The sequence below is a fragment of the Luteibacter jiangsuensis genome (assembly GCF_011742555.1).
GTDB lineage: Bacteria > Pseudomonadota > Gammaproteobacteria > Xanthomonadales > Rhodanobacteraceae > Luteibacter > Luteibacter jiangsuensis.
Window position 1 is genome coordinate 412,660 of the sequence record NZ_JAAQQR010000001.1, and the last position, 26,916, is coordinate 439,575.

Consider the following 26,916-nt stretch of genomic DNA (forward strand, 5'->3'; position numbering starts at 1 on the left):
GTTACATGGACGCATTCCTCAACTGCACCGAGTTTTCGAAATGCAGGAGGAAGTCGATGTTGTAGATGAAGGGAATCTGTTTGTCGTACTCGACATGCAGCATCGCCCCGTTGTTGGCGCGGTCGATGGTGATGTCCTTGGGCTGGATGGTGGCGTCGTCCACGTACTGGAAGCCCATCTTGAAGATCAGTTCGCGGCGAAGGCTGTCCAGATCCTGGGCGTTTCCACTCGTGGCCATCTGGCTCATGGCCTTCTTCACCCCGAAGTACTCGATGTAGGACGGCACGAGCTTCATGGCCATGAATGCGAAAAAGCCGAGCACCAGCAGCACGATGGCGAAGCCGATGAGGGTAATGCCCTGTTGTCTGGATTTCATGGTCGTGTCCTCGCCGCCGTGGCGGCTCCCCTGTCGAGACGAATGCGTGCGGGGCGCGATACGCGCCCCGCAGCGGAGATTACCTTGTCCGGAGGCAACCGCAACGCCTTTCGGCGTGACCGGGGCCACCATTCGGTCAATGAATGACCTTGCCCATCTTGGAGAAATCGAGCCAGCCGTTGCCCGGACCGCGCCACGCCAGCCATACGAAGAACGCCTTGCCGACGAGGTTCTTCTCGGGCATGCAGCCCCACCAGCGGCTGTCCGTGCTGTTCATGCGGTTGTCGCCCATGACGATGTAGCAGCCCTTCGGCACTTCCGAGGGCACGACCTCGTTGGGGATGTCCTGCGGCATGTTGAAGGCGGGCGTCAGCGCAATGGTGTGGTTGATGCTGCCCAGGTGCTCGGTGTACAGCTTCGAGCCAAAGGTCATCAGCAGGCGGTCTTCCGGCCGGGTCATGCTGCCCTTGAAGGGACCGATCTCGTCGGCGCCGACGCGCTCGCCGTTGATGTAGAGCTCGCTGCCGCGAGTCTCGATGCGGTCGCCGGGAAGACCGATCACCCGCTTGATCCAGTTCTCGCTGGGCACGGGCGCGTGGGGGTTCTGGCAGGTGAGATCGCCGCTGCGGACGATGTCGCCGTTCTCGTCCTTGCAGAGGAAGCCGGGGAAGCGGAAGACGACGACGTCGCCGCGCCGGGGTTCACCGTTTTCCACCAGCTTGTTGTTGAAAGCCGGCATGCGCAGGCCGTAGGCGAACTTGTTCACCAGGATGAAGTCGCCCACGTCCAGCGTGGGCATCATCGAGCCGGACGGGATGCGGAACGGCTCGGCCACGAACGAACGCAGGATCAGCACCACCAGGATCACCGGGAACAGCGACCTGGCCCAGTCCACCGGCCAGGGCTCGGGCTGCTCCGTGCCGGAGGCCTCCGCGCGGGCGCGGCGCGCCTTCGCCAGGAAGAGGCGATCGAACAGCCACACCAGCCCGAAGAGGACCGTGAGGCCGAGAAGGATCGCCGAAAAATCGAATGCCGCCATGCCAACTCCGTTAGTCGTATCGAGGGGCCGCGAGGCCCATTCCGGCGCATCCGGCACCGGGGTTCCATAGGTCAGAGGTCACTTGTCCACTTTCAGGACTGCCAGGAAGGCTTCCTGGGGAATTTCCACGCTGCCGACCTGCTTCATGCGCTTCTTGCCCTCTTTCTGTTTCTCGAGCAGCTTCTTCTTGCGCGAGACGTCGCCGCCGTAGCACTTCGCGAGCACGTTCTTGCGCAGGGCCTTCACCGTCGAGCGCGCGATGATCGCCGCTCCGATCGCCGCCTGGATGGCCACGTCGAACTGCTGGCGGGGGATGAGGTCCTTCATCCGCTCCACGAGTTCCCTGCCGCGCCGCTCGGCATGCGAGCGATGCACGATGAGGCTGAGGGCGTCCACGCGATCGCCGTTGATCAGTACGTCCACGCGCACGAACGGGCCGGCGTCGAAACGGTCCATGTGGTAGTCCATCGAGGCATAACCACGGGACACCGATTTCAGCCGGTCGAAGAAGTCGAGCACGACCTCCGCCAGGGGCAGTTCGTAGGTCACCTGCACCTGGGTGGCCAGGTACTGGATGGAACGCTGCACGCCGCGCTTTTCTTCGCACAGCTTGATGACGTTGCCCACGTATTCGCCGGGCGTGAGGATGTTGGCGACGATGATCGGTTCGCGGATCTCGGCGATCTGCTGCGGCGGAGGCAGCTTGGCCGGGTTGTCCATCTGCAGCACGGTGCCGTCGGTCTTGGCCACTTCGTAGACCACGGTCGGCGCCGTCGTGATGAGGTCGAGGTTGTATTCGCGCTCCAGGCGCTCCTGCACGATCTCCATGTGCAGCATGCCGAGGAACCCGCAGCGGAAACCGAAGCCCATGGCCTCGGAGCTTTCCGGCTCGAAGAACATCGCCGCGTCGTTCAAGCGCAGCTTGTCCAGCGCTTCGCGCAGCGCCGGATAGTCGTCGGCGGACACGGGGAACAGGCCGGCGAACACGCGCGGCTGCATCGTCTGGAAACCGGGCAGCGGTTCTTCCGCCGGTTTGCCCGCGTGCGTGAGCGTGTCGCCCACGGGTGCGCCGTGCACGTCCTTGATCGATGCGTTGATCCAGCCCACTTCACCGGCCGCCAGGCGCTCGAGCTTCTTACGCTTGGGCGTGAACACGCCCACGTCGTCGACAAGGTGCGTGCGGCCGGTGGACATGACCAGGATCTTGTCGCCCGGCTTGATCTCGCCCTGCATCACGCGCACGAGCGACACCACGCCGAGGTAGTTGTCGAACCAGGAGTCGATGATCAGCGCCTGCAGCTTGTCGGTGTCGCGCGGCTTCGGCGGCGGGATGCGATGGATGATCGCCTCCAGCACCTCGATGACGTTCTGGCCCGTCTTCGCGCTGACCGGAATCGCGTCGCTGGCGTCCAGGCCGATCACGGCTTCGATCTCGGCCTTGGCCTTTTCGATGTCCGCCGTGGGCAGGTCGATCTTGTTGAGCACCGGAATGACTTCCAGGCCCTGCTCGATGGCCGTGTAGCAGTTGGCGACCGATTGCGCCTCCACGCCCTGGGCGGCGTCGACCACCAGCAGCGCGCCTTCGCAGGCCGAGAGCGACCGGCTCACTTCATAGGAGAAGTCGACGTGGCCCGGGGTGTCGATGAAATTCAGCTGGTAGGTCTTGCCGTCGCGCGCCTTGTACGGCAGCGACACGGACTGCGCTTTGATGGTGATGCCGCGCTCGCGCTCGATCGGATTGTTGTCCAGGACCTGCGCTTCCATTTCGCGCTCGGACAACCCGCCGCACAACTGGATGATGCGGTCGGCCAGGGTCGACTTGCCGTGGTCGATGTGGGCAATGATGGAGAAGTTGCGGATGAGTTCCATGGAGCGCCGTGGTCACGTTCACCATCGCTCGCGGCGCGAACGACGCGCGCCGGCCCAATCGGCCGGCGCGAATCCTGCATTATCGCATGGAAGACCGGCTACCGCCGAGCGGCGGCCGGCCGTGGCCTCAGCGGTCGGACGGCACGGTGACGCCGACGAAGCGGGTGGAGTCGTCGCGCCGCACCAGCAGCATGGCGGTGTCGCCGGGCTTCAGGCCCTTGACCGCAGCGCGGAACGCCGCCGAGCTGCCCACGCGCTTCTGGTTCACCATCAGGATCACATCGCCCGGGCGAAGGCCGGCGCCGGCGGCCGCGCTGCCGCTGACCTGGCTCACCACCACGCCCTCCCCGGCCTTGAGACCGAGCTCCGAGCGGGTCGAGGCGTCGATGTCTTCCACGGACATGCCCAGCGCCGCCGCGCTTCCGCTGGCGCCGTCCGTGTCGGAAGCGAGGGACTGCCCGCTCTTGTCGCGGGGCATCTCGCCCACCTTGACGTCGACGGTCTGCTTCTTGTGGTCGCGGAGGATTTCCACCTTGGCGATGGAACCCGGCTTCGTCAGGCCGACGAGCGGCGGCAGGTCGGGCGACGAGGTGATGGGCGTACCGTTGAAGGAGAGGATGACGTCGCCCTGCTTCAGGCCGGCCTTGTCCGCACCGCTGCCCGGGGTGACCTGGGCCACCAGCGCGCCGTTGGCGTCCGGCAGGTCGAGGTTCTTCACGAACTGGTCCACCGGCTGCACGGTGACGCCGAGCATGCCGCGCGACACGTAGCCCTTGTCCTTGATCTGCTGCACGACGTTCATCGCCACGTCGATGGGGATCGAGAACGACAGGCCCTGGTAACCGCCCGAGGTGGAATAGATCTGCGAGTTGATGCCGATGACCTGGCCTTGCAGGTTGAACAGCGGGCCGCCGGAATTGCCGCGATTGATCGGCACGTCGGTCTGGATGAACGAGGTGTACGGCTGGTCGCCGCTACCCAGGTTGCGGCCGACGGCGCTGATGATGCCGTGGGTCACGGTGGCGTCGAGACCGAACGGCGAGCCGATGGCCAGGGCCCATTGGCCGCGCTTGACGGTGCGCGAATCGCCGATGGTGACGGTCGGCAGCGACTTGCCGTCGATCTTCAGCAAGGCGATGTCGTACTGCGGGTCCTTGCCCACCACCTTCGCGGTGAAGGTCCGGCGGTCCTGCAGGCGGATCTTCACCTCGTCGGCGTCGTCGACCACGTGGTCGTTGGTGAGGATGTAGCCGTCGCCCGAAATGATGAACCCGGAGCCGAGCGACGTTCGATCGCGCGGCTGCATCGGCATGCCCGGCATGCCGAAGAAGCGCCGGAGCAATTCTTCCTGATCGTCGGGCATGTCACCCGGCCCGCCGCGAGACTTGCGGGCCGTGCCCGTGGTCTTCGCCTCGACGTGGACCACGGCCGGGGCGTTCTTTTCCACGACGCCGGTGAAGTCCGGAAGGGTTTGCGCCTGCGCGCCGGCGCTTGCCACGACCAGGGCGCCGCCGAGCAGTGCGCGTACATGCCAGAAAGCCATCGATTTCCTCCTTTTTACCTAACCACAGCTGCCCGCGCGGTTTGACCGCGCGGACTGTTACGAATTGAAGGGAAAGGCGCGCGCCGGCGAGGGGCGGCGCGCGGTCACGAACCGCGGCTCAGCGAGCCTGCGCCGCCACCGGCTGCACATAGCGACTGCCGTCGGGGCGGATCAGCAGCAGGTAGCCGTTGTCTTCCGGCGCCGCAGCGGCCCGGGCACGATGAATCTGATAGGGCGTGGAACGCGGCAGGTAGGCCTCGGCCCCGGCTGCGTTCGAGCTGTCGAATGCGGCCTTCTGCGTGAATTGGGAAGCCATGTTGCCGCTGAGCCATTGCGGGGCAACCGGCGCCGCGGGCTGGGCGGCGGGCACGCTGGCCACCTGGGCGTCCTCGATCGAGGTCCGCTGTGCGACGTCCGGCGCCGCCGAACGATTGCCGGCCGGCTGGGAAAGCATCAGGGCCGCCACGGCGACGCTGGCGGCGATGGCGCCACCGGCCGACCAGTGCAACCAGCGGCGACGCGGCGCGGCGGCCATGGCGGGCTCGGCTTCGATGGCGTCCATGACCCGGCTGGCGAAGTCAGCGGACACCAGCGGCACGCCCTGTTGACGCAGGCCGTCGCGGGCCACGTGGAAGCGGGCCCAGGTATCGGCGAGGACCGGATCGGCTTCGAGCCGTCGCAGCAGGAAGCGGATTTCCTCCCGTGACAGCTCTCCGTCCATGCCGGCGGAGAGAATTTCCCGATTGGCTTCGCTCATGGGTTGTGGTCCTCGCGGTCGGACAACAGCGGCCGCAGTTTCTGGTCGATGGCTTCGCGGGCCCGGAAGATACGCGAACGGACGGTACCGATGGGACAGTCCATGATGGAGGCAATTTCCTCGTAGCTTTTGCCTTCCACCTCGCGCAGGGTGATCGCGACCCGAAGTTCCTCAGGCAGGGCTTGGACAGTGGAAAACACCGTTTGTTCCACCTGTTCCCGCATCATTTCGCGCTCGGGGGTGGCGCTTTCGTGCATGCGGGTGGCCCCGGGCACGTAAACGGCATCCTCGACGTCGATGTCGCCGGTGGGCGGACGGCGGCCCATGGCGACCAGGTGGTTCTTCGCCGTATTGACGGCGATCTTATACAGCCAGGTGTAGAAGGCGCTCTCGCCGCGGAAGGAGCCGAGGGCGCGCCACGCGCGCACGAAGGCCTCCTGCGCGATGTCCTCGCATTCGGTCCAGTCGTGCACGTATCGCGAGATCAGCGCCACCACCTTGTGCTGGTACTTGCGGACAAGCAAATCGAATGCGCGGCGATCCCCTTGCTGCACGCGTTCGACAAGTGCTTGATCCAGTTCGTTTTCGCCCATCCGGGCCGTCTCCTTAACTCTATCGGGGCCAGTCGCGGGCGCAGCTGAGACAAGCCCGCGCGGCGCAAGTTCAGTCACGCCGGCGCGCTCGTCCGCAGCCATGGAACTATGCGGGGCGCGGCGCCCGACCTCAAGGTGGCGGGCTTTTCAGGCCGGCACGGCCTGCCCTTCACTCACCAGCCGCTCGCGCTCGCCGAGCAGTTTCTCGAACGTGGCGGTGGGCAGCGGCCGGCAGAAAAGATAGCCCTGCAGCTCGTCGCAGCCGTTGGCGCGGAGGAACTCGAGGTGTTGCTCGATCTCGACACCTTCCGCCACCACGCCGCGCTTGAGGCGGTGGGCCATGTCGATGGTGGCGCGGACGATGGCCTCGTCGTCGGGGTCTACGCCGATATTCCGCACGAAGCTCTGGTCGATCTTGATGCGGTCGGCGGGCAGGCGCCGCAGGTAGTCGAGCGAGGCCGCGCCGGTGCCGAAGTCGTCGATGGCGATGCGGCATCCCATCGCGTGCAGCGCATCCAGCGTTTCCACGAGATGCGGCACCGTCTTCACGCTGATGCTTTCGGTAACTTCCAGTTCGAGCTGGCCCGGCTCCAGGCCGGTGTCGCGAAGCGCGTTGGCGACCACGGCCGCAAGGTTCGGCTGCATGAGCTGCACCGCCGACAGGTTCACGCCGAGGCGAAGACCCAGCCCGAAGCGGTCCTCCCAGGCCTTTGCCTGCGCGCAGGCGGTGCGCAGCACCCATTCGCCGATGGGCACGATGAGCCCGCTGGCTTCCGCGAGCGGAATGAAGAAGCCCGGGCTGATCATGCCCAGCTCGGGATGCTCCCAGCGCACCAGCGCTTCCATGCCCACGATGTCTTCGCTCGCCGCCTCCACCTGCGGCTGATAGAACACGCGCAGTTCGTCGTTGCGCACCGCGTGCCGCAGGCGCACCTTCAGTTCCGCCTGCTGCTGTTGGGCGGTATCGACGTTGGCGGCGTACACCTGGTAATTGTTGCGGCCGAGGGTTTTCGCGCCGTACATGGCCTCGTCGGCATGACGCAGCAGCAGTTCGCCTTCCACGGCGTCGTCGGGGAAGAACGAAATGCCGACGGAAATGGTCACCTGGAGTTCGGAGCCGTCGTCCAGCGACAGCGGCACCTCCATGGCCTGCACGATCTTCTCGGCGATGCGCAGCACGTCGTCGCGCTTCACGATGTGACGCAGGATCAGGGTGAATTCGTCCCCGGCGTAGCGAGCGACCGTGTCCGACGCGCGCACGCTGGCGCGGAGGCGCTTCGCGACCGAGGTCAGTACCTGGTCGCCCACGGCGTGGCCCAGCGTCTCGTTGATGCCCTTGAAGCGGTCGAGGTCGACCAGCAGTGTGGCGAAACACTCGCCCGTGCGCTCGGCTTCGCGCACGATGGTTTCCATGCGGTCGTTGAAGAGCAGCCGGTTGGGCAGCCCCGTGAGGGTGTCCACGAGCCCTCTCGCCCGCCCCTGCTCGCGTGCGCGCCGCAGTTCGAGGGCCGAGGCGAAGCGAGCCGTGGCCGCGCGCAGGGCCGGCTCGAGCACGCGGGCATCGTTGGAAGGCCGGCAGCGGCCGGCGAGCAGTGCACCCAGGACGCTTCGCCGTTCGTCCAGCAACGGAAGCACGACGTAGGAACGCAGTTCGAGGGCATCGACGAGGGGATCGGCCAGGCGCGCATCGCCTTCCGCGTCGAGGCACACGTGGGGTTTGCCTCCGAGGGCGGTCTTCAGCAACGGAACGTCGCCGGGTTCCGGCCACAGCACGGGCGCGGGCCCGTTCCATACCCGCACCAGCACCTCGGGACCGGTTTCGCTTTCCGGTAGCGCCGACCACACCGCCACCACGTCGAGTTCGAGTGCGTCGGCCAGCAGGGCCGCTGCCTCGCTCATGCCTTCGTCGTCGCTGGGACACGCGTCCAACACGGCAAGCAGGGACAACGCCCGCTCGGCGATGTCGACCGCGCGCAGGTCGCGGAACGCCACGGCGATGCGATGGATGCCCTGGTCGACGATATGGCGCACGTCCACTTCGCCGGCTACGTCGCCGCCGTTCGCACGGCGCAGCGTGCACGCCTTGCCGTCGCCGTCGGGCAAGGGCCACGTCGCGCCGTCCGGGAGCACGAACACGTCGGAAAGCAGCCGCCCCTGGATGGGGCCATTGCCCGCCCAGAGGCGGTGCATGGCCGTGCCGCTTTCGAGGATGCAACCGTCCGGCGTCGAGGCCAGAACCCAGGCGGCTCCGGCGTCGAAAGCGAACCGCCAGTCCGTGCGCGCCGGACCGCCGGAGGGTGCCGGCACGGGCGCGCCGACCGCCGCGCGCACGCGCTGGGCCAGTTCAGCCGGGATGGCGCCGGCACGAAGCCAGTCGAGCGCGCCTTCCGGGGCCACGCCCGGAACGTCGTCCACCACGTAGACGATGGGGAGCTCCGAGTACGCGGGAGAACTGCGCAGGATGCGCAGACCCCGCTCGGTGTCGGCGGTGCCGTCGGCGCCGGCCACCACCACGCGCAGCGGCGGCGTATCGGCCAGCAGCGCTTCCAGCTGCGCGGCATCGCGCGCGCTGAGCAGGACGAAGTCGCCTTCCCTGTCCAGGGCGTCGAAGACGGCGCGGCGCACATCGCGTCGCGCGGTGAAGATCAATACGCCGTTGGGCTCGACCGCGATCGCCATCGCTCAGACGATCCAGCGGCCGTCGCGCAGCCGCGGCGCCGCGGCGCGCGCCTGCCACTCGGCGTCGACGGTGGCCACGTCGTTTTCGAACGTGGCCAACAGGATCGGATTCGCGCCGAGCAGAACCACACGGCGCACATGCCCGGTCTGGGTACGCGAAAGTTGCCGTAAAAGCGCACCGTCGGTGGCGCTCGGCACGCCCTGCGGCATGTCGAGCAGGTATACCCCGAAGTGGAGGCTTTGCAGGATGTAGCGCAGGGCGTCCCCGAGTCGCTGGCAGCCGGGAACGCGCATCTGCGCATCGCGCAGGCTCGCCAGCCCCTCGCCGTGGCGCCACAGGTACACCGCCTGCCCGGTGCGCCGCGCCACCAGGCGGAACTGTTCCACCAGCAGGCCCGGGTCGTTCGTCTTGAGCGCCACCAGCGGCCCCGAGGCCGACAGGATGCGGTCGAAGATATCGTTTCCTACGCTGGAATCCATGTGGGGGTCGGGCGGCTGACGAGCGCGAAGTATCCGCTCTTTGCCGGTCCCTGCGCCAGCGGCGAACCTTTCGATCCAGGCCGACCGTACGCCGGGGTATCTCGCATTCGGCCCGGGGGGAAGGTAAGGTGGTGCGCTCATTCGCCACCGCACGATCCGCCATGTTCGAAGGACTTCGATTCAAGCACTGGAAGACCAGCGAGGGCGACGACGGTATCGTCGTCCTTACGCTCGACCGCGAGGGCTCCAGCGCGAACGCGTTGTCGCGCGAGGTGCTGGACGAACTGGACACCCTCGTCGAGAGGCTCGCCATCGAGGCCCCGCGCGGCGTCGTCATCCATTCCGCCAAGCCGATGGGCTTCGCGGTGGGCGCCGACATCCGCGAGTTCGTTGAGTACGCGCAGACCGGCTCGGTGCTCGAGAACATCGAGAACGGGCAGCGGGTGTTCGAGAACCTGGCCCGCCTTCCCTGCCCCACCGTCGCGGCCATCCACGGCGCCTGCATGGGCGGCGGCACCGAACTCGCGCTCGCCTGTCGCCTGCGCATCGCGGCCGACGACGACGCCACGAAGATCGGCCTCCCGGAAGTGATGCTCGGCATCCATCCCGGCTGGGGCGGCAGTGCGCGCCTCCCGCGGCTCATCGGCGCCCCGGACGCCCTGCCGGCCATGCTTACCGGCAAGCCGTTCAACGCCCGGCGCGCGAAGGCCGTCGGTCTCGTCGACCGCCTTGCCCGTCCCGACGAACTCCTTGCCGAAGCGCGCGAACTTGCCCGCCGGCCGGTCGCGCGTCCGTTCGCGCAGCGGGCGAAGGGATGGGCCACCAACACCTTGCTCGCACGTGCCGTGCTTGCGCCCATGGTGCGCAAGCAGACCGCCGCCAAGGTGCGAAAAGAGCACTACCCGGCGCCGTTCGCGCTCATCGATACCTGGGCGCGCGGCGGCGGAAGCATCCAGCAGCGGCTGCGGCTCGAAGCGAAATCGGTGGCGAAGCTCGCCACCACACCGACGGCGCGCAACCTCATCCGCATCTTCTTCCTGCAGGAACGCCTGAAGGGCCTGGGCGGTGGTGTCGACCACGGCATCTCGCACGTGCACGTCGTCGGCGCGGGCACGATGGGCGGCGACATCGCCGCGTGGTCCGCCCTCAAGGGCTTCCAGGTCACGCTGCAGGACCGCGAGGCGCGATTCGTCGAGCCTGCCATTGCACGCGCACGCGGCTTGTTCGAGAAAAAGCTCAAGGCACCGGCGAAGGTCGAGGCCGCCATGGGTCGTCTTCGTGCCGACGTGGAAGGTCGCGGCGTGGCCGATGCCGATCTCGCCATCGAGGCCATTTTCGAGAATCCCGAAGCGAAGCATGCCCTTTACGCAGCCATCGAGCCGCAGTTCCAGGCCGACGAAATCCTGGCCAGCAATACGTCGTCCATTCCGCTCGACGAACTGCGCCAGGGGCTGAAGGCGCCGCAGCGCTTCCTCGGCCTGCACTTCTTCAATCCGGTGGCGCAGATGCCACTGGTCGAGGTAGTGCGCCACGACGCGCTCGACCCGGCGGTCGAGAAGCGCGCCCTCGCCTTCTGCAAGGCGATCGGCAAGCTGCCGGTGCCTGTGAAGGGCACGCCGGGTTTCCTCGTCAATCGCATCCTCATGCCCTACCTGATGGAGGCCATGCGCCTTTACAACGAGGGCGTACCGGGCCCGGTCCTCGATCGTGAAGCGAAGAAATTCGGCATGCCGATGGGGCCGATCGAACTCGCCGACACGGTGGGCCTCGACGTCTGCGCTTCCGTCGGCCGCGAGCTTGCACCGTTCCTCGGCCTCGAGGTTCCGCAAGGCCTGGAAGAAAAACTCGCCGCCAACAAGCGCGGCAAGAAGGACGGCGAAGGCCTGTACGTGTGGAAGGACGGCAAGCCGGACAAGCCGGAAGTCGATCCCGATTACGTTCCGCCCGCGGACATCCAGGACCGCATGATCCTGCCGATGGTCAACGAAGCCATCGCCTGCCTCGCCGAGAACGTGGTGGACGATGCCGACCTGCTCGACGCCGGCGTCATCTTCGGCACGGGTTTCGCGCCGTTCCGGGGCGGTCCGATCCAGTACGTGCGCAGCGAAGGCGTGGCCGTGGTGCGCGAGCGCCTGGCCAGGCTGGAGCAGACCCACGGTGCGCGCTTCGCGAAGAAGGAAGGCTGGGACAACCCGGAGCTTTCGGCGCCTGCGGCGTAGCCCCGGCGAGAAAGCTTTGTGTGGGAGCCGCTTCAGCGGCGATGGGTGCTCGCGGCAACCTTGCCCGCTGCCGCGGGATCGCCGCTGAAGCGGCTCCCACAAGAGCGGCTCCCGCAAGAACGGCTCCCGCCAGAGGGCCTCACCACATCAGATCGTCAGGAACCCCGTCGTCGGACTCGTTCACCGCGTTCGGATCGACCAGCAACGCAATGAACTCCGGCGCGATGCCCCGCAGTTCCTCGATCACCGTCTTCTCGACCACGAGGTAACGCCCGCCCTGCTGCACGACGCCCAGCTCGCCCGCGTTCAGTGCGGCCAGCTGTTTCGCATCGACGTACACGCGGCGGATCTTGTCTCCATACGGAAAATGCCGCACCTGGTCGGCATCGGCCAGATTCAGCGCCTTGCCTTTCAGCAGCTCCTCGACCTTGCGCTTCCGCTCCTTGCGCAGACGAGCCTGTTCGGCCGCCTGGGCCTCCGCCTGCTTGCGCTCGGTGGCTTCCTTCTGGGCCCGGATGGCATAGGCCTTGGCAAGGTCGATCTCGCCGTCCTTGCGCGGCGCCTGCGCGGCCTTGCTGCCCTGCTGCGGGCGGCCGCCCTTGCCGTGCGGGTTGCCGCTGCCCTGGGGCTTGCCTCCCTGGCCGGGACGCCCGCCCTGGGGTTTGCCGTGCTTCGGCCGGTTGCCGGCGTACGGCTGGCCGCTGGCCGAGCCCCCGCTGCCGGAGCGCGACGGTGGCGCGGACTTCCTTTTCTCCTCGGGAACTTCCTTCACGAGGCCGCTCTTCAACAACTGGTCGCGCAGTGACTCTGCCATCGGTAGGGCTCGTTCAAATACTCAGTAGTGCGGCGGCGGCGGCTCGGTCGCAGGATCGCTACCCAGGCCCGCACGCATGTTCACAAGGTCCGAGCGCAGGTCGCGCACGGCCCGCTCCAACAGATCGAGCCGACGCGCGATTTCCGCGTCGGCCGACGAAAGCGCATTGACGGTGTCGTCGACGAAAGCGACACGCACTTCGAGTTCCGTCAGGCGCGCGTCGATATCAGACATGCTCACGTCCGCTCAGGCTACGGCCGCGGCCGATGCCGTAATAGGCGATACCGGCTTCTTCCACGGCCGCGGGATCATAGAGGTTGCGGCCATCGACGATTACCGGCGTCGCCAGCAGCGACTTCACGCGCGCGAAGTCGGGGCTGCGGAAGGCCTTCCATTCCGTGACGATGACGAGTGCATCCGCGCCTTCCAGGGCTTCGTAGGGGCGCTCCACCAGCACGAGGTCGTCGCGCTCGCCGTAGATGCGGCGCGTCTCGTCCGCGGCTTCCGGGTCGAACGCACGCACGCGCGCGCCGGCATCCCACAGCTGCTCCATCAGGCGGCGGCTCGATGCCTCGCGCATGTCGTCGGTGTTCGGCTTGAACGCAAGGCCCCACACGGCAATGGTCAGCCCTTCCAGCTTGCCGCCGAAATGCTTCGAGAGCAGTGCGAAGAGGCGCGACTTCTGTGCGTCGTTCACCGCTTCCACCGCCTCGAGCAACCGGGCGTCGTACCCGACGGAATGCGCGGTGCGCGCAAGCGCCTGCACGTCTTTCGGGAAGCACGAGCCGCCGTAGCCGGCACCGGGATAGATGAAGTGGTAGCCGATGCGCGGATCGGCGCCGATACCCTGACGCACCAGCTCCACGTCCGCCCCGACGTGTTCCGCGATGTTCGCGATCTCGTTCATGAAGCTGATCTTCGTCGCCAGCATCGCGTTCGCCGCGTACTTGGTCAGCTCGGCCGAACGCTCGTCCATCACCACCATGCGGTCGTGGTTGCGATTGAACGGCGCATACAGCTTGCGCAGCACGCCGATGGCCTTCTGGCTCGACGCGCCCACGATGATGCGGTCGGGACGCAGGCAGTCTTCCACCGCGTCGCCTTCCTTCAGGAATTCGGGATTCGATACGACATCGAAAGGTACATCCACGCCGCGCGCCTTCAGGCGCTCCGCCACCGCCGCGCGGACACGATCGGCCGTGCCGACCGGCACCGTCGACTTGTTCACCACCACCGTGTAGCGGTCGATGTGATCGCCGATGGTTTTCGCCACCGCAAGCACGTATTGAAGATCGGCGCTGCCGTCTTCGTCGGGCGGCGTACCCACGGCGATGAACACGACCTCGCCATGGGCGATGGCCGGGGCGGCATCGGTGGTGAAGGCCAGGCGGCCTTCCGCGTGATTGCGCACCACCATCGGCTCGAGGCCCGGCTCGAAAATGGGAATGTCGCCGGCCTTCAGCCGCTCGACCTTTTTGGTGTCGACGTCGACGCAGACCACGTGGTTGCCCATTTCGGCGAGGCAGGCGCCCGTGACGAGGCCTACATAACCGGTGCCGAATATCGTGACTTTCATGGAGCTCCCGATGCGTTCGACGTCGTGTCGTAACGGGCAATTGTATCCCGCCGCCCGACGGCAGCAAACCGGCGTCTACGCTCGTGGCAACAAACAAAAAAAGGGCGCGGATCGCTCCGCGCCCTTTCGATACGCCCGAAGACGCCTGTGCTTACTTGCCGCCGTCGGCCGGGGCCTTGCCCGCCGGGGTGGCTTCCGTCTTCAGCAGTTCGACGTCGAAGATGATCGTCGCGTTCGGCGGGAAGCCGTTTTCCGGCTTGGCGCCGTAGGCGATGTTCGACGGGATGAACAGCTTGTACTTGCCGCCCGTCTGCATCAGCTGCAGGCCTTCGCGGAAGCCCGGGATCACCGCGGCGAGAGGAATCTTCGCGGGGCCGGCCGGCTGGTGGTCGGCCGAGGAGTCGAACTTCTCGCCGTTCACGAAGGTGCCGGTGTAATTGATGGTGACCGTGTCGTTAGGACCCGGACGCGCGCCGGTACCAGCCTGGACGACCTGGTACTGCAGGCCCGACGCCGTGACCTTCACGCCCGGGGCGCTCTTGTTCTTGGCGAGGAAGGCGTCGCCCTCCTTCTTGTTCTCGGTCGCGACCTTGTTGTACTCGGCTTCGGCCTTGACCTTCAGCTGGGCGACGAACGCCTCGCGAACGGACTTGGCTTCGGCTTCCGACATGGTCGGCTTCTGGCCCGAAAGGGCGGCCTGCAGTGCCTTGGCGACCGTGGCCGCGTCGACTTCCTTCGCCACGAGCGGCGGAAGCGAGCTGGCAAGGTCCCAACCCACGACATAGCTGGCCTTCTGCTTGTCGACCGGTGCCGCGGAGGCAGCCGGCTTGGCGGCCTGGGCGGATGCGCCCGCGGCCGTACCCAGCGCAACCGCCAGGGCGACGGCCGTCATCGTGGGACGCAAAAAGTGCTTCATTCGATACTCCCTCTCTTGGAAAGATTCGGCGACGCCGCCGGTACACCTCCTTGTGGAGGCGGAAACGCCATTGTGCGGTGGTTCGCGTCCAGCTTGCAATGACGGGGCGAGAGACAGGCTTTCACACGAAAAGTTCAGGAATCTTTCAAGAACTGGCGATCCCGTCACTCCGGGTGGTCCTGGCCCGGTTTTTCCAGGGTGTCCCGGATGGCGGCCTGCAGCCGGGCATGGACCTGGACCAGCACCCGCCAGAGGAGCCAGGTGAGCCCCACCCCCACCAGAATGAGCACCAGCGCCACTTCCCGGGGCGGGAGGATGGTCGAGGCCAGCGCCGCCACGAGAAGCCCCATCACCGCCATGGCGGCCAGGGGAATGATGCGCCCGAGGACGGACCGGATCCGGAAAGTCCGGGCACCGAAGCGATCGGGGATGGACAATTCGGCAAGAAGCATGCCCAGCGCGCCCGCCTTCCGGTAGGTCGCCACGATCATCGGAAGGGACAGGAGGGCGGCCATGGACCAGGCGAGGCTGCGGCGCACGGTGGGCTCGTCGGTCAGGAGGTCGAGATGGAGGAACCCGCGCCGGTATGCGAATGCCACGATGATGAACACGGCCACCACCAGCGCCGTATTGATGACCACGTGCCAGACCAGACGGCGGATCATCTTCATCACGATCGCGCCCTGCCCCTGCAGGCCCAGGTTGCCCATCCACTCCGTATAGGCACCGAACACGCCCGTGACGCGCTTCGGCAGCACCCTTCCCAGGAAGCCGGCCAACGGGTCGGACGAACGGATCAGGTAAGGCGTCAGGAACGTGGTGATCGCCGAAACCGCCACCGCCACGGGATAGAGGAAGCCACTGGTCACCTTGAGGGTGAGCCCCAGCGACGCGATGACGAACGAGAACTCGCCGATCTGCGCCAGGCCCATGCCGACACGCAGCGACGTACGTCCATCGTTGCCGGCGACGAAGCTGCCGAAACTGCACGTGATCACCTTGCCCAGCACCACCGCGACGGTGACCACGGTGATCGGCCACGCGTACTCGACCAGGAGGCTCGGATCGATCAGCATGCCGATGGCCACGAAGAACACCGCGCTGAACATGTCGCGCACGGGCATCACGATGCGCTCGATGCGTGCCAGACTCTTCGACTCGGCCACGATCGCGCCGATCATGAAGGCCCCCAGCGCCACGCTGTAGCCCAGCTCGGTCACGAGCAGGCAAAAGCCGAAGCAGATGCCGAGCACCGCCACCAGGAGCACGTCGTCGCGGCTCACCTTCGCGATGTAGTCGACCACGCGCGGCACCAGGAGCAGGCCGACCACCAGCGACACCGCCATGAACAGGCCGAGCCGGCCGACCGCCGCCAGGGCCTCGCCCGCCTCCACACCGCCGGTGCTGGCGATACCCGTGAGCAGCGCCATCAGTACGATCGCCAACAAGTCTTCGACGATGAGAATGCCGAACATCAGCTGCGCGAAGCGCTCGCGTTTCAACCCCAGGTCCTCGAGCGCCTTCATGATGATGGTGGTCGAGGAGATGGAAAGCATCGCGCCCAGGAACAGCGAGTCCATGGCCGACCAGCCGAAGAAGCGGCCGATTTCGTAGCCGATCCACACCATCAACACGATTTCGGCGAAGGCCGCCACCAGGGCAGCACCGCCCACCGCGCGCAGTTTCTTGAGACTGAATTCGAGGCCCAGCGCGAAGAGGAGCAGGATCATGCCCAACTCCGACAGCGTGCGGATGGTCTCTTCGTCGTGGATGAAAATTACCGGGAACGTGTGCGGCCCCACCAGCAAGCCGGCGATGATGTAACCCAGCACGACAGGTTGTCTGAGGCGCTGGAAGATCACCGTGGTAAGCCCGGCCACGAGCATCACGGTGGCGAGGTCCTGGATGAAGACGATGCCGTGCATGCGGTTCCCTGTAGATATATGCGAACAGGTTAACCCGTGTGCGCTCGTTCGAGGCGTGCATCGTCGAACGACGCGAAAAGCGAGATCCCGTGCAAGTGCTCGCCGGGCCTCGGCATTCCCGAAGCGTCGAAAAAAAATTCAAAAAAAGTGTAATGAATGCTTGACGGAATCCCGCCCCGGCCGTAATCTTTGCGGCTCCCAAGGGGGCCATAGCTCAGCTGGGAGAGCGCCTGCATGGCATGCAGGAGGTCGCCGGTTCGATCCCGGCTGGCTCCACCAACTTCTAGTACGTCCCCATCGTCTAGAGGCCTAGGACATCACCCTTTCACGGTGGCGACCGGGGTTCGAATCCCCGTGGGGACGCCACTTTCCGGCCCGCCGGAGAGTGTAAAGGACTAAGGAAGTTGGTTGTTGTTGGGAAGTTGGAACGTAGTGTGGAGCGGTAGTTCAGTCGGTTAGAATGCTGGCCTGTCACGCCGGAGGTCGCGGGTTCGAGTCCCGTCCGCTCCGCCATTACTTCCAAAAAGAATCCGCCGTCCGGCGGATTTTTTTTGCCTCGAGTTTGCCAAGCCCGCTCTATGTGGGAGCCGCTTCAGCGGCGATGGGTGCTCGTGGCGAGGTTGCCCGCTGCCGCGGGATCGCCGCTGAAGCGGCTCCCACATGAAGCGGCTGTCGATAAGCGGCTCCCACAGTTTCACGGCTATTTTTCCGCCCGCGACAGCGTCCCGATCGAATGCCCCTGCTCCGCCAGGTATTCCAGCCAGCGGCTGAGAAAGCCATTCATGCGCAGGCGATGCTGGAACACGGTGTGCGCCGGCGGGAAAGGCCCCAGCACATGCGTGAGCTTGCGCCCCGGATGGCAATGCATCGCCTCCGCCACGTGCGCGTCGGTGTACATGCGCAACTGGGCCGACGGCGAGGGCTGACCCGTCGTCTCGTCGAGGAAGTCGTAGGTAAGCTCGAGTTCGAGCGTGTAAGGGTGTTTTTCCTGGATCTCGAGCAGGACCTTCAGGCCATCGTCCACGTCCGATACGTAACGCCCCGGCGCGAGCCGCTGCGGAGCGAACAAGCGCGCCAGGCGATGGTAGTTCTCGGCATAGAGCCCCATCAGGAACTCGAAGCGTCCCGGAATGAGGGCGGTTGGGCGTTCGACGACGGCAGTCATGAGTAAGGCGGCGGCTCCGTAGGATGCTCGTTAATACATGTGGCGCTCGATACCGAGGTATTCGAAGATCTTGCTCGAAATTTCCTCGATGGACGTGTGCGTGGTGTTGAGGACCGGTATGTTTTCCCGTCGCATCAGCCGGTCGGCCTGCTCCAGTTCCCAACGGCATTGTTTCAACGTGGCGTAGCGGCTGCCGGGACGGCGCTGCTCGCGTATCTGCGCCAGGCGAACGGGATCGATGGTGAGCCCGAACAGCCGGCTGCGGTAAGGGCGGAGGCGCGTCGGCAGTTCCAGCTTGTCGAGGTCGTCGTCCGTGAGGGGGTAATTGGCGGCACAGACACCGTAATGCAAGGCCATGTAGAGGCAGGTGGGGGTCTTGCCGGAACGGGACACCCCCACCAGCACCACGTCGGCCTGGTTGTAATCCACATCCAGACCGTCGTCGTGGGCCAGGGCATAGTTGGTCGCCTCGATCCTGGCCTCGTAGCGTTCGAAATCCACCAGGCCGTGGGAGCGGTTCACCGCCCCCGACTGCTTGGCACCCAGCTCGGCTTCCAGCGGTTCGATAAAGGGAGCGAACACATCCAGCATCAGCGCCCCGCTTCCCGCCACGATGTCGCACAGGGAGCGGGACGTCATGGTGTTGACCACGATGGGGCGCTGGCCGTCCTGGGCGTACTTGGTCTTGATCCGCAGGCAGGCGGCCTCGGCCTTCGACGGGTTGTCGATGAAGGGGAGCCGGTGGGTATCGAACTGCACCCCCTCGAACTGGGCCAGCATGCTGTTACCGATGGTTTCGGCCGTGATGCCGGTGGAGTCGGAGATGAAGAACACGGTGCGGCGCATCGGGCGTTTTCCCTGCGGGTGGTCCATGGAAGCCACCTTAGCTCAAGACGCCGCAATGACAATCTACCCCCACGTTCGCTGAACGTTTGTGCATCGCGCCTTGTTTCGCTGCCGATCCGGCCACGACAATGGGCGGATTTTCCAGCGCGGCCCGCCGCCGATCCGACGAACCGATGTGAGGATTTCCCTTTGAGCGACCTGGTACTTTGGCTCGACGCGCTACGCATGACCGACCTGGGCAAGGTGGGCGGCAAGAATGCCTCCCTTGGCGAGATGATCGGCAACCTGGCGAAACTGGGTGTCTCCGTGCCGGGCGGCTTCGCCACCACGGCCGACGCCTTCCAGTCCTACCTCGAGAAGAGCGGCCTCGCGAAGCGCATCGCCGAGCGCCTGGCCACCCTCGACGTGGACGACGTGGACGAACTTACCCGCGGGGGCAAGGAGATCCGCGGCTGGATCGTCGACACTGCCCTGCCCGCCGACCTCGAACAGGCCATTCGCGAGGCCTACGCCAAGCTCTGCAAGGATGCCGGCGCCAGCGACATCGCCGTGGCCGTGCGTTCGTCCGCCACCGCGGAAGACCTGCCGGACGCCTCGTTCGCCGGTCAGCAGGAAACCTTCCTCAACGTGGTCGGCATCGACGACGTGCTGCACAAGGTGAAGGAAGTCTTCGCCTCGCTGTACAACGATCGCGCCATCGCCTATCGCGTGCACCAGGGCTTCAAGCACGAGGACGTATTCCTTTCCGCGGGCGTGCAGTTGATGGTCCGCTCCGACGTCGGCGCCTCCGGCGTGCTGTTCACCCTCGACACCGAATCCGGTTTCCGTGATGTGGTGTTCGTCACCGGCTCCTATGGCCTCGGCGAAATGGTCGTCCAGGGCGCCGTGAACCCCGACGAGTTCTACGTCTTCAAGCCCACCCTGCGCGAGGGCAAGCCGGCGGTGCTCCGCCGCAGCCTCGGCGCGAAACAGCAGCGCATGGTCTACTCCGACCAGCCGGGCGAGCGCGTGCGTATCGAGGAAACCCCCGCGCAGGATCGCCACCGCTTCTGCATCGACGATGCCGACGTGGAAGAACTGTCGCGCCAGGCCCTCGTGATCGAGAAGCACTACGGCCGCCCCATGGATATCGAATGGGCGAAGGACGGCCACACCGGCAAGCTGTACATCGTGCAGGCCCGCCCGGAAACGGTGAAGTCGCGCTCGCACGCCACCACGCTGGAGCGCTTCCAGTTGGGCGAAAAGGGCAAGGTACTCACGGAAGGCCGCGCCATCGGCCAGAAGATCGGTGCCGGCAAGGCACGCGTCATCCGTTCGCTGTCCGACATGAACAAGGTGCAGCCCGGCGACGTGCTGGTGGCCGACATGACCGATCCCGACTGGGAGCCGGTGATGAAGCGCGCCTCGGCCATCGTCACAAACCGCGGCGGCCGTACCTGCCATGCCGCCATCATCGCGCGCGAACTCGGCGTGCCGGCGGTGGTCGGTTGCGGTAACGCGCTGGAGGCCATTCCCGACGGTGCCGACGTCACCGTTTCCTGCGCCGAAGGCGACACCGGCACCATCTACGAAGGCACCCTGAAGTTCGACCGCATCACGGCCGATCTGGGCGCCATGCCGGAAGCCCCGCTGAAGATCATGATGAACGTGGCGAACCCGGAGCGCGCGTTCGACTTCGGCATGCTGCCGAATGCCGGTATCGGCCTTGCGCGTCTGGAGATGATCATCGCCAGCCATATCGGCGTGCATCCCAAGGCGCTGCTCGAATACGCGAAGCAGGACGCGGAAACCAAGGCCCGCATCGACGCGCGCATCGCGGGCTACAAGGACCCGGTGTCGTTCTACGTGCAGCGCCTCGGCGAAGGCATCGCCACCATCGCCGCCTCTGTCTATCCGAAGCCGGTGATCGTACGCCTGTCCGACTTCAAGTCGAACGAATATGCCGGCCTGCTCGGCGGCTCGCGCTACGAGCCGCACGAAGAAAACCCGATGATCGGCTATCGCGGCGCCAGCCGTTACGTCGATCCGGGCTTTGCCGAGTCGTTCGCGCTCGAATGCAAGGCGGTGAAGCACGTGCGCGAGACGATGGGCCTCACCAACGTCTGGGTGATGATCCCGTTCGTGCGCACGCTCGACGAAGGCCGCAAGGTCGTCGAGGTGCTGCGTCAGAACGGGCTGGTCCAGGGCGAGCACGACCTGAAGGTCATCATGATGTGCGAGGTGCCTTCGAATGCCCTGCTGGCCGACGAATTCCTCGACATCTTCGACGGCTTCTCGATCGGCTCGAACGACCTGACCCAGCTCACCCTCGGCCTCGACCGCGATTCCAGCATCGTCGCCCACCTGTTCGACGAGCGCGATGCCGCGGTGAAGAAGCTGCTCGCCATGGCGATCCGCACGGCGCGCGAAAAGGGCAAGTACGTGGGCATCTGCGGCCAGGGCCCGTCGGATCATCCGGACCTTGCCGAATGGCTGATGGAACAGGGCATCGAATCGATGTCGCTGAATCCGGATACGGTGGTCGATACCTGGCTGCGGCTGGCGAAGAAAAAGGCGGGCTGAGAAAGAGCCTTCCTTATTGGGAGGCCCACTGAAAAAGGGCCTTCCCTGTGGGAGCCGGCTATGCCGGCGATCCCGCGGCAGCGGGCAACCTTGCCGCGAGCAACCATCGCCGCTGAAGCGGCTCCCACATGGAGCGAGGCCCTGTTTACAACAGGGCCTCTTTACATGTGCACCGCGACACCTGCCGCGCGATAGCGCGCCACCACCGCCGCGTCCGTATCGGCGGACACCACCAGATGCGCGATCGCGGTCACCGGGGCCGTGTGATGCGTGGCCGAAGCCACCAGCTTGTCGGGCGTGGCGATCGCCACCGTTTCCCCGCTGGCCTCGATGATCGCCTGCTTGAACACGGTTTCCTCCTCGTCGTAGGTCCACAGACCACGTTCGGGATCGAGCGCGCATACGCCGGGGAAGCAGAGGTCGGCGCGAATGTCCTGCGCATGCCGCACCGTGCGCGATCCGATCGCGCCGCCTATGCGCGCATCTACATGTCCACCCAGCAGGATCACCTCGAAGCCGGGACGTCCGAGCACGGCCATCGCCACATCCGGCGCGTTGGTCACCACCGTGAGAGCACGGTTCTCCGGCAGCGCCTTGGCCAGCGCCGTGTTGGTGGAACCAGCGTCGACGAACAGGATCTGCCCTTCCCCGACCAGCCCCGCCGCCACGCGTGCGAGGGCACGCTTCAGTTCCGAACGCTCGCGATGCCGCTCGTCCAGGGGCGCTACATGCTGCATGAGCAACGCACCGCCATACACACGACGGCACAGACCCTGCGAAGCCAGGTCGCGCAGGTCGCGGCGTATGGAATCTTCCGAGACACGGAATTCGTGCGCGAGATCGGCGGCCACGACCTTGCCGTCGCGCCCCAGCCGTTCGAGGATCAGCTGCTGCCGCTCGCGCGGAAGCGTGGTTTCGGGCGTCGCGTTCATCGCGGAAGGAAACCCAGTCCCACCAGTTCGGCACGCAGCTGGGCTGGGGTATGGAAATGGATGCCATGGATACCGAGGGCTTCCGCGGCCACCACGTTCGCCTTGTTGTCGTCGATGAAGACGGCACGCGTGGGATCGACGTCGTAGCGTTCGAGCAGGGTCTGGTAGAGCTTCGGGTCGGGTTTCACCATGCCTTCCTGGCCCGATACGACGATGCCGTCGAACAGCGCGAGGAAGTCGAAGCGCTCGATCGCCACGGGGAAGGTTTCCTGCGACCAGTTCGTGAGGCCGTAGAGCGGATGCCCCGCTTCCTTGAGCTCGCGCAGGATATGCAGACTGTCGTCGATGGCGCCGCCGAGCGTTTCTTCCCAACGATGCTGATAGGCCGCGATGAGTTCGGCCTTGGTCGGATGTTCTTCGGTGAGGAGGCGAACCGCTTCGTCCCAGGAACGGCCCGCATCCTGTTGCAGGTTCCATTCCGGCGTGGTGACTTCGGCGAGGAACGCCTCCATGGCCGCCTCGTCGTCGCCGAACAGCTTGCGGTAGAGGTAGCGTGGGTTCCAGTCGATGAGGACGCCGCCGAAATCGAAGATCACGACATCGCGTTTGCTGTGCATGGTTGGCTCCTTAACGCCGCGCGATGGACGCGCAGGCCGAGACGACGACGAGCAGCACGGCCACGCCGGCAAGGGCGATGGAAAGGCTGCTGTGCTGGGCGACGAAGCCGATGGCCGCGGGGCCGGCGAGCATGCCTGCATAACCCAGCGAGGTGACGGTGGCGATGGCGATGCCCGGCGAGGTACGCGGCTGGCGGCCCGCGGCGCTGAACAGCACGGGGACGATGTTCGACGCGCCCATGCCGACCAGCACGAAACCCAGGAGCGCCGCGGGGCCCCAGGGCAGCATCGTGGCGAGGAAGAAGCCCAGCGCGGCGAGGAAGGCACCGGCACGGACGATCGTCACCGGCCCGACCCACGCGGTGATGCGATCGCCCAGGAGGCGTCCGCATGCCATGGCGATGGAGAAAGCCGCGTAACCCAGGCCGGCGAGCGAGGGATCGAAGCCGCGCGAATAACGCAGGAACACCGCGCTCCAGTCCAGCATCGCCCCTTCGGCGAGGAACACCACGAGGCAGAGGAAGCCAAGCAGGAGCACCGCGGCGGAAGGCAGACGGAAGATGGAATGCTTTTCGTCCGTGTCGTGCAGGCGGACGATGAAATGCCGCCATTGCGTGGCGACGATCGCCAGCAGGCCGCCGGACACGGCCAGCGCGCCGCTGGTAAGCGGCATGCCCGCTTTCAGCAAGGCAGCCATGCCGGCCGAACCGACCAGACCGCCCACGCTGAAGAGGCCATGGAAGCCCGACATCATCGGCTTGCCGGCATGTTTCTCCACATCCACCGCATGCGCGTTCATGGCGACGTCGACCACGCCCAGCGACGCGCCGAAAAACCACAGCGCCGCACCCAGCCAATACGCATCCGGCGCCATCGTCAGCAACGGCAACGCCACGCATACCAGCAAGGCGCTGACACCGATCACGTCGCGATTGCCATAGCGGTGGGTGAGGAACCCCGCCAGGGGCATCGCCATCACCGCGCCGAAACCCATGCACAGCAGCACGAGACCGAGCGTGGCTTCGTCCAGGCCCAGCCTGGCTTTGGCGTAAGGAACCATGGGCGCCCAGCTGGCCATGCCGATGCCGGAGAGCAGGAAGATGAGTCGGGTGGCGCGGGCGGGACGCATAGGTTTCCTTTGCGAAACGAATGCGCAGCACTGTACGAAATCGTGCAACAACGTGCAAACAATTTTCCACTTGCACCGCACCTCGTACATCTGTACAAATGTACGCATGTCGACACCTACCCTTACAGAGCGTCAGCAAAAGACCCTCGCCTTCCTGCGGGAATACCTGCAGAGCCAGGGTCTCCCACCCACACTGCGCGAAATCGCTGAGGCTCTGGGCTTCTCCAGCCACAGCTCCGCCCAGGCCTGCGTGGAGTCGCTGGTAAGGAAGGGTGTGCTGGAACGCTCGCCGCAGCACCGTGGTCTGCGCCTGCCCGCGGGCGACACCGGTTATCGGGGTACCGCCGCCGCCAACGACCTGCCGCTGGTCGGTCGCGTGGCCGCGGGTTCGCCCATCCTCGCCGAAGAGAACATCGAGGCGCAGCTCGAAGTCGATCCCGCGCTGTTCCGCCCGCGCGCCGACTACCTGCTTCGCGTGGTGGGCCTGAGCATGCGCGACGCCGGCATCCTCGACGGCGACCTGCTCGCCGTGCACAAGACCGCCACGGCGAACGACGGCCAGATCGTCGTCGCCCGCCTCGACGACGAAGTGACCGTGAAGCGCCTGAAGCACGAACGCGGTCGCCTCCTTCTGCTTCCCGAAAACCCCGACTTCGATCCCATCGAAGTCGACCCTCGCCGCCATGCGTTCGCCATCGAAGGGCGTTACGTCGGCATCATCCGCAGGACCTGACCATGAACGCCATCGCCTCACCGACTCTCGCCCAGGTGCTCGACCATCCCGGTATCTGGCGCCGGTCAGCCGATCGCCAGCCGCGCGTGCGCGCCCTGGCCACGGGCTGGACCTCGCTGGACGCGAAGCTTCCCGGCGGCGGCTGGCCGCAGGGCGCGCTGAGCGAGATCCTGTACGAACACGATGGCCTGGGCGAACTGGATCTGGTCATGCCCGCGCTGGCCGCGCTTACTCAGGAACATCGCCGGGTGATCTTCGTGGCACCGCCTTACCTGCCCTATGCGCCCGCCCTCGCGGCGGCCGGCGTCGACCTGCGCTTCCTGCATGAAATCCACGCCGGCAGCACCGAGGCCGCATGGAGCATGGAACAGTGCCTGCGTTCGGGCTGCTGCGGCGCGGTGGTCGGCTGGTTGCCCGACATCGACTACCGCAGCCTGCGTCGACTGCAGTTGGCCGCGGAAAGCGGCGACGCCTGCGCCATGCTCTTCCGTTCTGCCGAGCACGCCGCACAGAACAGTCCGGCCGCGCTTCGCCTCAAGGTCAGCAACACTGACGAAGCCACCTACGTGGACGTGCTCAAGTCACGGGGTCTGCTGACCACCACCGCTCCGCTGCTGCGCATGCGGGCCTGATGGAAGCCTTCATGACGCCGCCTCATCCACGCCGTCATGACGGACGCACCGTCGTCGCCATCCTTACGCAGCCATGCTTTGGGCCTGTCTCCGTTTTCCCGGCCTGGCGTTCTCCGCCGCCTTTGCCGCGACACCGGAGGCAGGCCCCTCCGCCCTGCTGGACCACAAGGCGCGCCAGCGCCTGATTGCCGCGACGAACGCCGAGGCCTCATCACTCGGCGTTCGTCGCGGACAAAGCCTCGCCGCTGCGCGCGCCTTGTGTCCCGCTCTCGAAGTACGCCCCCGCGATCCCATCGCGGAAGAACGCCTGCTCACCGAACTGGCCGCCTGGTGCTACCAGTTCAGTGGGCATGTGAGCCTCGTGCCGCCGAATGCGCTCCTGATGGAAGTCGGGGCCAGCCTGCGTCTGTTCGACGGCTGGCCCGTGCTGGCCGAAAGATTACGTAGCGGCCTCGTCGGGCAAGGCCACGCGCACACGCTGGCGGCAACGCCATTCGCCGCCGCCTCCTGGGTTTTCGCCGCCAGCGCAGACGGCATGGTGTTGCCCGACCACGAAGGCGTGCGACGCATGCTCCGCGCCTTGCCGCTGGCACAGAGCGGCCTGCCCGTCGCGACCGTGGCATCGCTGCAGGCGATGGGCTTCCGCCGTCTTGCCGAAGTGATCCGCCTGCCGCGTCCCGAACTCACCCGGCGCATCGGGCGCGAGGGCGTGAACTGGCTCGACCGCGTGCAAGGGCATGCCTCCGACGTATTGCCCGCCTGGCAGCCCCCGGCCAGCTTCCGGCAGAAGATCGAATTCGACGCCGAACTGGACGGCAGTCAGCCACTGCTCTTTCCATTGCGCCGCCTTACCCGCTCGCTCGCCAATCTTCTTGCCGCGCGCGATGGCGGCGTGCAGCGTTTCACGCTTGTCCTCGAACATGCCCGCGGCGAAACCACCCACGTCGTCGTGGCCATGGCCGCGCCGCAGCGCGATGCCGAGCGATTGTTCGAGCTGGCCCGCACGCGCCTGGAACGTACCGCCCTGCCCGCTCCCGCGCGGTCGATCGAACTGGAAGCCGCCGAACTACCGGTATTCCGGCCGCCCGTTCGCGACCTGTTCGAGCCGGTGCGGGGCGATGGCCTGGACTGGCCCACCCTCGACGAACGCCTGCGCGCCCGCCTTGGCGACGCGGCGCTGCGCCAGATCGCGCTGGTCGCCGATCACCGTCCCGAATATGCCTCCCGCTATGGCAAGCCCACCGACACGGTGTCGCCGCCGCGCCAGCGCCGTCCGCTCTGGCTGCTGCGGCGGCCGCAACCGATGCGACCGGAGCCAGCCGCCGTGCTCGCCGGCCCCGAGCGCATCGAAAGCGGCTGGTGGGACGGCGGCGACACGCGCCGCGACTACTACATCGTGCGCACCGCGCAAGGACAACACGCCTGGGCGTACCTGCCGCCCGGCACGCTCGACGGCTGGATGCTGCACGGCTGGTTTGCTTGAGATGACATGTTTTTGCACACAGACCTCTTGT

At 66.3% G+C, this 26,916-nt stretch carries 23 protein-coding genes and 3 tRNA genes; 8 read left to right on the top strand and 18 right to left on the bottom strand.

All coding sequences use genetic code 11. The features are described from left to right. Position 1: 1 nt before the first annotated feature. From HBF26_RS01705 to HBF26_RS01740, 8 genes are all read right to left on the bottom strand, one after another. Positions 2-376 (bottom strand): DUF4845 domain-containing protein, encoded by a 375-nt coding sequence (locus tag HBF26_RS01705; RefSeq protein WP_167122445.1) that lies wholly within the window; start codon positions 374-376, stop codon positions 2-4. A gap of 136 nt (positions 377-512) precedes the next feature. Further along, positions 513-1,415: a signal peptidase I gene (lepB, locus tag HBF26_RS01710; protein WP_167122447.1), complete on the bottom strand. Its 903-nt coding sequence runs from the start codon at positions 1,413-1,415 to the stop codon at positions 513-515. 78 nt (positions 1,416-1,493) lie between these two features. After that, positions 1,494-3,284, bottom strand: a complete 1,791-nt coding sequence (lepA, locus tag HBF26_RS01715; protein ID WP_167122449.1) for a translation elongation factor 4 — start codon at positions 3,282-3,284, stop codon at positions 1,494-1,496. Positions 3,285-3,411: 127 nt separating this feature from the next. Then, positions 3,412-4,827, bottom strand: a complete 1,416-nt coding sequence (locus HBF26_RS01720; RefSeq protein WP_167122452.1) for a DegQ family serine endoprotease — start codon at positions 4,825-4,827, stop codon at positions 3,412-3,414. A gap of 118 nt (positions 4,828-4,945) precedes the next feature. Continuing rightward, the gene (locus HBF26_RS01725; protein ID WP_167122454.1) at positions 4,946-5,584 is read right to left on the bottom strand and encodes a sigma-E factor negative regulatory protein; all 639 of its coding nucleotides are present in this window, start codon (positions 5,582-5,584) and stop codon (positions 4,946-4,948) included. Then, positions 5,581-6,177 (bottom strand): RNA polymerase sigma factor RpoE, encoded by a 597-nt coding sequence (gene rpoE, locus HBF26_RS01730; RefSeq protein ID WP_167026712.1) that lies wholly within the window; start codon positions 6,175-6,177, stop codon positions 5,581-5,583. The genes HBF26_RS01725 and rpoE overlap by 4 nt, the downstream gene beginning before the upstream one ends. Positions 6,178-6,324: 147 nt before the next feature. After that, positions 6,325-8,856, bottom strand: coding sequence for a putative bifunctional diguanylate cyclase/phosphodiesterase (locus HBF26_RS01735; protein WP_167122456.1), 2,532 nt, complete (start codon positions 8,854-8,856; stop codon positions 6,325-6,327). A 3-nt stretch (positions 8,857-8,859) separates the two neighbouring features. Then, the gene (locus HBF26_RS01740; RefSeq protein WP_167122458.1) at positions 8,860-9,336 is read right to left on the bottom strand and encodes a Ycf46 family AAA ATPase; all 477 of its coding nucleotides are present in this window, start codon (positions 9,334-9,336) and stop codon (positions 8,860-8,862) included. 161 nt (positions 9,337-9,497) lie between these two features. Between HBF26_RS01740 and HBF26_RS01745 the strand changes: the two genes are divergently transcribed. After that, positions 9,498-11,555: a 3-hydroxyacyl-CoA dehydrogenase NAD-binding domain-containing protein gene (locus HBF26_RS01745; protein WP_167122460.1), complete on the top strand. Its 2,058-nt coding sequence runs from the start codon at positions 9,498-9,500 to the stop codon at positions 11,553-11,555. 139 nt (positions 11,556-11,694) lie between these two features. On the opposite strand, the gene HBF26_RS01750 is transcribed toward HBF26_RS01745, so the two are convergent. The 5 genes from HBF26_RS01750 to HBF26_RS01770 all read right to left on the bottom strand — a co-directional run bounded on the left by HBF26_RS01750 (position 11,695) and on the right by HBF26_RS01770 (position 16,786). Next, positions 11,695-12,369, bottom strand: a complete 675-nt coding sequence (locus HBF26_RS01750; protein WP_167122462.1) for a DUF2058 family protein — start codon at positions 12,367-12,369, stop codon at positions 11,695-11,697. A 21-nt stretch (positions 12,370-12,390) separates the two neighbouring features. Then, a complete protein-coding gene (locus HBF26_RS01755; protein ID WP_167026697.1) occupies positions 12,391-12,603 on the bottom strand; it encodes a SlyX family protein in 213 nt (70 codons plus the stop codon). Then, on the bottom strand, positions 12,596-13,945 hold the full coding sequence (locus HBF26_RS01760) for a UDP-glucose dehydrogenase family protein (RefSeq protein ID WP_167122464.1): 1,350 nt from the start codon (positions 13,943-13,945) through the stop codon (positions 12,596-12,598). The genes HBF26_RS01755 and HBF26_RS01760 overlap by 8 nt, the downstream gene beginning before the upstream one ends. Positions 13,946-14,096: 151 nt before the next feature. Beyond that, positions 14,097-14,861: an FKBP-type peptidyl-prolyl cis-trans isomerase N-terminal domain-containing protein gene (locus HBF26_RS01765; RefSeq protein ID WP_167122467.1), complete on the bottom strand. Its 765-nt coding sequence runs from the start codon at positions 14,859-14,861 to the stop codon at positions 14,097-14,099. A gap of 164 nt (positions 14,862-15,025) precedes the next feature. Further along, the gene (locus tag HBF26_RS01770) at positions 15,026-16,786 is read right to left on the bottom strand and encodes a cation:proton antiporter (RefSeq protein ID WP_167122469.1); all 1,761 of its coding nucleotides are present in this window, start codon (positions 16,784-16,786) and stop codon (positions 15,026-15,028) included. Between the two features lie 203 nt (positions 16,787-16,989). On the opposite strand from HBF26_RS01770, the gene HBF26_RS01775 reads away from it, so the two are divergent. The 3 genes from HBF26_RS01775 to HBF26_RS01785 all read left to right on the top strand — a co-directional run bounded on the left by HBF26_RS01775 (position 16,990) and on the right by HBF26_RS01785 (position 17,299). After that, positions 16,990-17,065 (top strand) — tRNA-Ala (locus tag HBF26_RS01775). Positions 17,066-17,076: 11 nt separating this feature from the next. After that, positions 17,077-17,152: transfer RNA gene (locus HBF26_RS01780), tRNA-Glu, on the top strand. 70 nt (positions 17,153-17,222) lie between these two features. Beyond that, positions 17,223-17,299 (top strand) — tRNA-Asp (locus tag HBF26_RS01785). A gap of 187 nt (positions 17,300-17,486) precedes the next feature. Here HBF26_RS01785 and HBF26_RS01790 read toward each other — a convergent pair. Together HBF26_RS01790 and ppsR are read right to left on the bottom strand one after the other, a co-directional pair. Beyond that, positions 17,487-17,951 carry a DUF1249 domain-containing protein gene (locus HBF26_RS01790; RefSeq protein WP_167026686.1) on the bottom strand — a complete coding sequence of 155 codons (465 nt, stop codon included), beginning with the start codon at positions 17,949-17,951 and terminating at the stop codon, positions 17,487-17,489. A gap of 30 nt (positions 17,952-17,981) precedes the next feature. Next, positions 17,982-18,797, bottom strand: a complete 816-nt coding sequence (gene ppsR / locus HBF26_RS01795; protein WP_167027908.1) for a posphoenolpyruvate synthetase regulatory kinase/phosphorylase PpsR — start codon at positions 18,795-18,797, stop codon at positions 17,982-17,984. 189 nt (positions 18,798-18,986) lie between these two features. On the opposite strand from ppsR, the gene ppsA reads away from it, so the two are divergent. Then, positions 18,987-21,359, top strand: coding sequence for a phosphoenolpyruvate synthase (gene ppsA / locus HBF26_RS01800; protein WP_167122471.1), 2,373 nt, complete (start codon positions 18,987-18,989; stop codon positions 21,357-21,359). Positions 21,360-21,520: 161 nt separating this feature from the next. On the opposite strand, the gene HBF26_RS01805 is transcribed toward ppsA, so the two are convergent. From HBF26_RS01805 to HBF26_RS01815, 3 genes are read right to left on the bottom strand one after another with little or no spacing between them, the layout of a single operon-like run. Continuing rightward, entirely contained in the window at positions 21,521-22,291 is a 771-nt protein-coding gene (locus HBF26_RS01805; protein WP_167122473.1) for a DeoR/GlpR family DNA-binding transcription regulator, read from the bottom strand. Continuing rightward, positions 22,288-22,908, bottom strand: coding sequence for an HAD family hydrolase (locus HBF26_RS01810; protein ID WP_167122475.1), 621 nt, complete (start codon positions 22,906-22,908; stop codon positions 22,288-22,290). The genes HBF26_RS01805 and HBF26_RS01810 overlap by 4 nt, the downstream gene beginning before the upstream one ends. A 10-nt stretch (positions 22,909-22,918) precedes the next feature. Continuing rightward, positions 22,919-24,037 carry an MFS transporter gene (locus tag HBF26_RS01815; RefSeq protein WP_167122477.1) on the bottom strand — a complete coding sequence of 373 codons (1,119 nt, stop codon included), beginning with the start codon at positions 24,035-24,037 and terminating at the stop codon, positions 22,919-22,921. Between the two features lie 106 nt (positions 24,038-24,143). Here HBF26_RS01815 and lexA point away from each other — a divergent pair, with 106 nt between their 5' ends. From lexA to HBF26_RS01830, 3 genes are all read left to right on the top strand, one after another. Next, positions 24,144-24,770 carry a transcriptional repressor LexA gene (lexA, locus tag HBF26_RS01820; protein WP_167122479.1) on the top strand — a complete coding sequence of 209 codons (627 nt, stop codon included), beginning with the start codon at positions 24,144-24,146 and terminating at the stop codon, positions 24,768-24,770. Positions 24,771-24,772: 2 nt separating this feature from the next. Then, positions 24,773-25,402, top strand: a complete 630-nt coding sequence (imuA, locus tag HBF26_RS01825; protein WP_167122481.1) for a translesion DNA synthesis-associated protein ImuA — start codon at positions 24,773-24,775, stop codon at positions 25,400-25,402. A gap of 73 nt (positions 25,403-25,475) precedes the next feature. Further along, positions 25,476-26,885 (top strand): Y-family DNA polymerase, encoded by a 1,410-nt coding sequence (locus HBF26_RS01830; protein ID WP_167122483.1) that lies wholly within the window; start codon positions 25,476-25,478, stop codon positions 26,883-26,885. Positions 26,886-26,916: the final 31 nt, after the last annotated feature.

Bases quoted from the DNA above. Each gene is read 5' to 3' on its own strand.
- HBF26_RS01705 (WP_167122445.1), bottom strand. From the start codon at position 376: ATGAAATCCAGACAACAGGGCATTACCCTCATCGGCTTCGCCATCGTG.
- lepB (WP_167122447.1), bottom strand. From the start codon at position 1,415: ATGGCGGCATTCGATTTTTCGGCGATCCTTCTCGGCCTCACGGTCCTC.
- lepA (WP_167122449.1), bottom strand. From the start codon at position 3,284: ATGGAACTCATCCGCAACTTCTCCATCATTGCCCACATCGACCACGGC.
- HBF26_RS01720 (WP_167122452.1), bottom strand. From the start codon at position 4,827: ATGGCTTTCTGGCATGTACGCGCACTGCTCGGCGGCGCCCTGGTCGTG.
- HBF26_RS01725 (WP_167122454.1), bottom strand. From the start codon at position 5,584: ATGAGCGAAGCCAATCGGGAAATTCTCTCCGCCGGCATGGACGGAGAG.
- rpoE (WP_167026712.1), bottom strand. From the start codon at position 6,177: ATGGGCGAAAACGAACTGGATCAAGCACTTGTCGAACGCGTGCAGCAA.
- HBF26_RS01735 (WP_167122456.1), bottom strand. From the start codon at position 8,856: ATGGCGATCGCGGTCGAGCCCAACGGCGTATTGATCTTCACCGCGCGA.
- HBF26_RS01740 (WP_167122458.1), bottom strand. From the start codon at position 9,336: ATGGATTCCAGCGTAGGAAACGATATCTTCGACCGCATCCTGTCGGCC.
- HBF26_RS01745 (WP_167122460.1), top strand. From the start codon at position 9,498: ATGTTCGAAGGACTTCGATTCAAGCACTGGAAGACCAGCGAGGGCGAC.
- HBF26_RS01750 (WP_167122462.1), bottom strand. From the start codon at position 12,369: ATGGCAGAGTCACTGCGCGACCAGTTGTTGAAGAGCGGCCTCGTGAAG.
- HBF26_RS01755 (WP_167026697.1), bottom strand. From the start codon at position 12,603: ATGTCTGATATCGACGCGCGCCTGACGGAACTCGAAGTGCGTGTCGCT.
- HBF26_RS01760 (WP_167122464.1), bottom strand. From the start codon at position 13,945: ATGAAAGTCACGATATTCGGCACCGGTTATGTAGGCCTCGTCACGGGC.
- HBF26_RS01765 (WP_167122467.1), bottom strand. From the start codon at position 14,861: ATGAAGCACTTTTTGCGTCCCACGATGACGGCCGTCGCCCTGGCGGTT.
- HBF26_RS01770 (WP_167122469.1), bottom strand. From the start codon at position 16,786: ATGCACGGCATCGTCTTCATCCAGGACCTCGCCACCGTGATGCTCGTG.
- HBF26_RS01790 (WP_167026686.1), bottom strand. From the start codon at position 17,951: ATGACTGCCGTCGTCGAACGCCCAACCGCCCTCATTCCGGGACGCTTC.
- ppsR (WP_167027908.1), bottom strand. From the start codon at position 18,797: ATGCGCCGCACCGTGTTCTTCATCTCCGACTCCACCGGCATCACGGCC.
- HBF26_RS01805 (WP_167122473.1), bottom strand. From the start codon at position 22,291: ATGAACGCGACGCCCGAAACCACGCTTCCGCGCGAGCGGCAGCAGCTG.
- HBF26_RS01810 (WP_167122475.1), bottom strand. From the start codon at position 22,908: ATGCACAGCAAACGCGATGTCGTGATCTTCGATTTCGGCGGCGTCCTC.
- HBF26_RS01815 (WP_167122477.1), bottom strand. From the start codon at position 24,037: ATGCGTCCCGCCCGCGCCACCCGACTCATCTTCCTGCTCTCCGGCATC.
- lexA (WP_167122479.1), top strand. From the start codon at position 24,144: ATGTCGACACCTACCCTTACAGAGCGTCAGCAAAAGACCCTCGCCTTC.
- imuA (WP_167122481.1), top strand. From the start codon at position 24,773: ATGAACGCCATCGCCTCACCGACTCTCGCCCAGGTGCTCGACCATCCC.
- HBF26_RS01830 (WP_167122483.1), top strand. From the start codon at position 25,476: ATGCTTTGGGCCTGTCTCCGTTTTCCCGGCCTGGCGTTCTCCGCCGCC.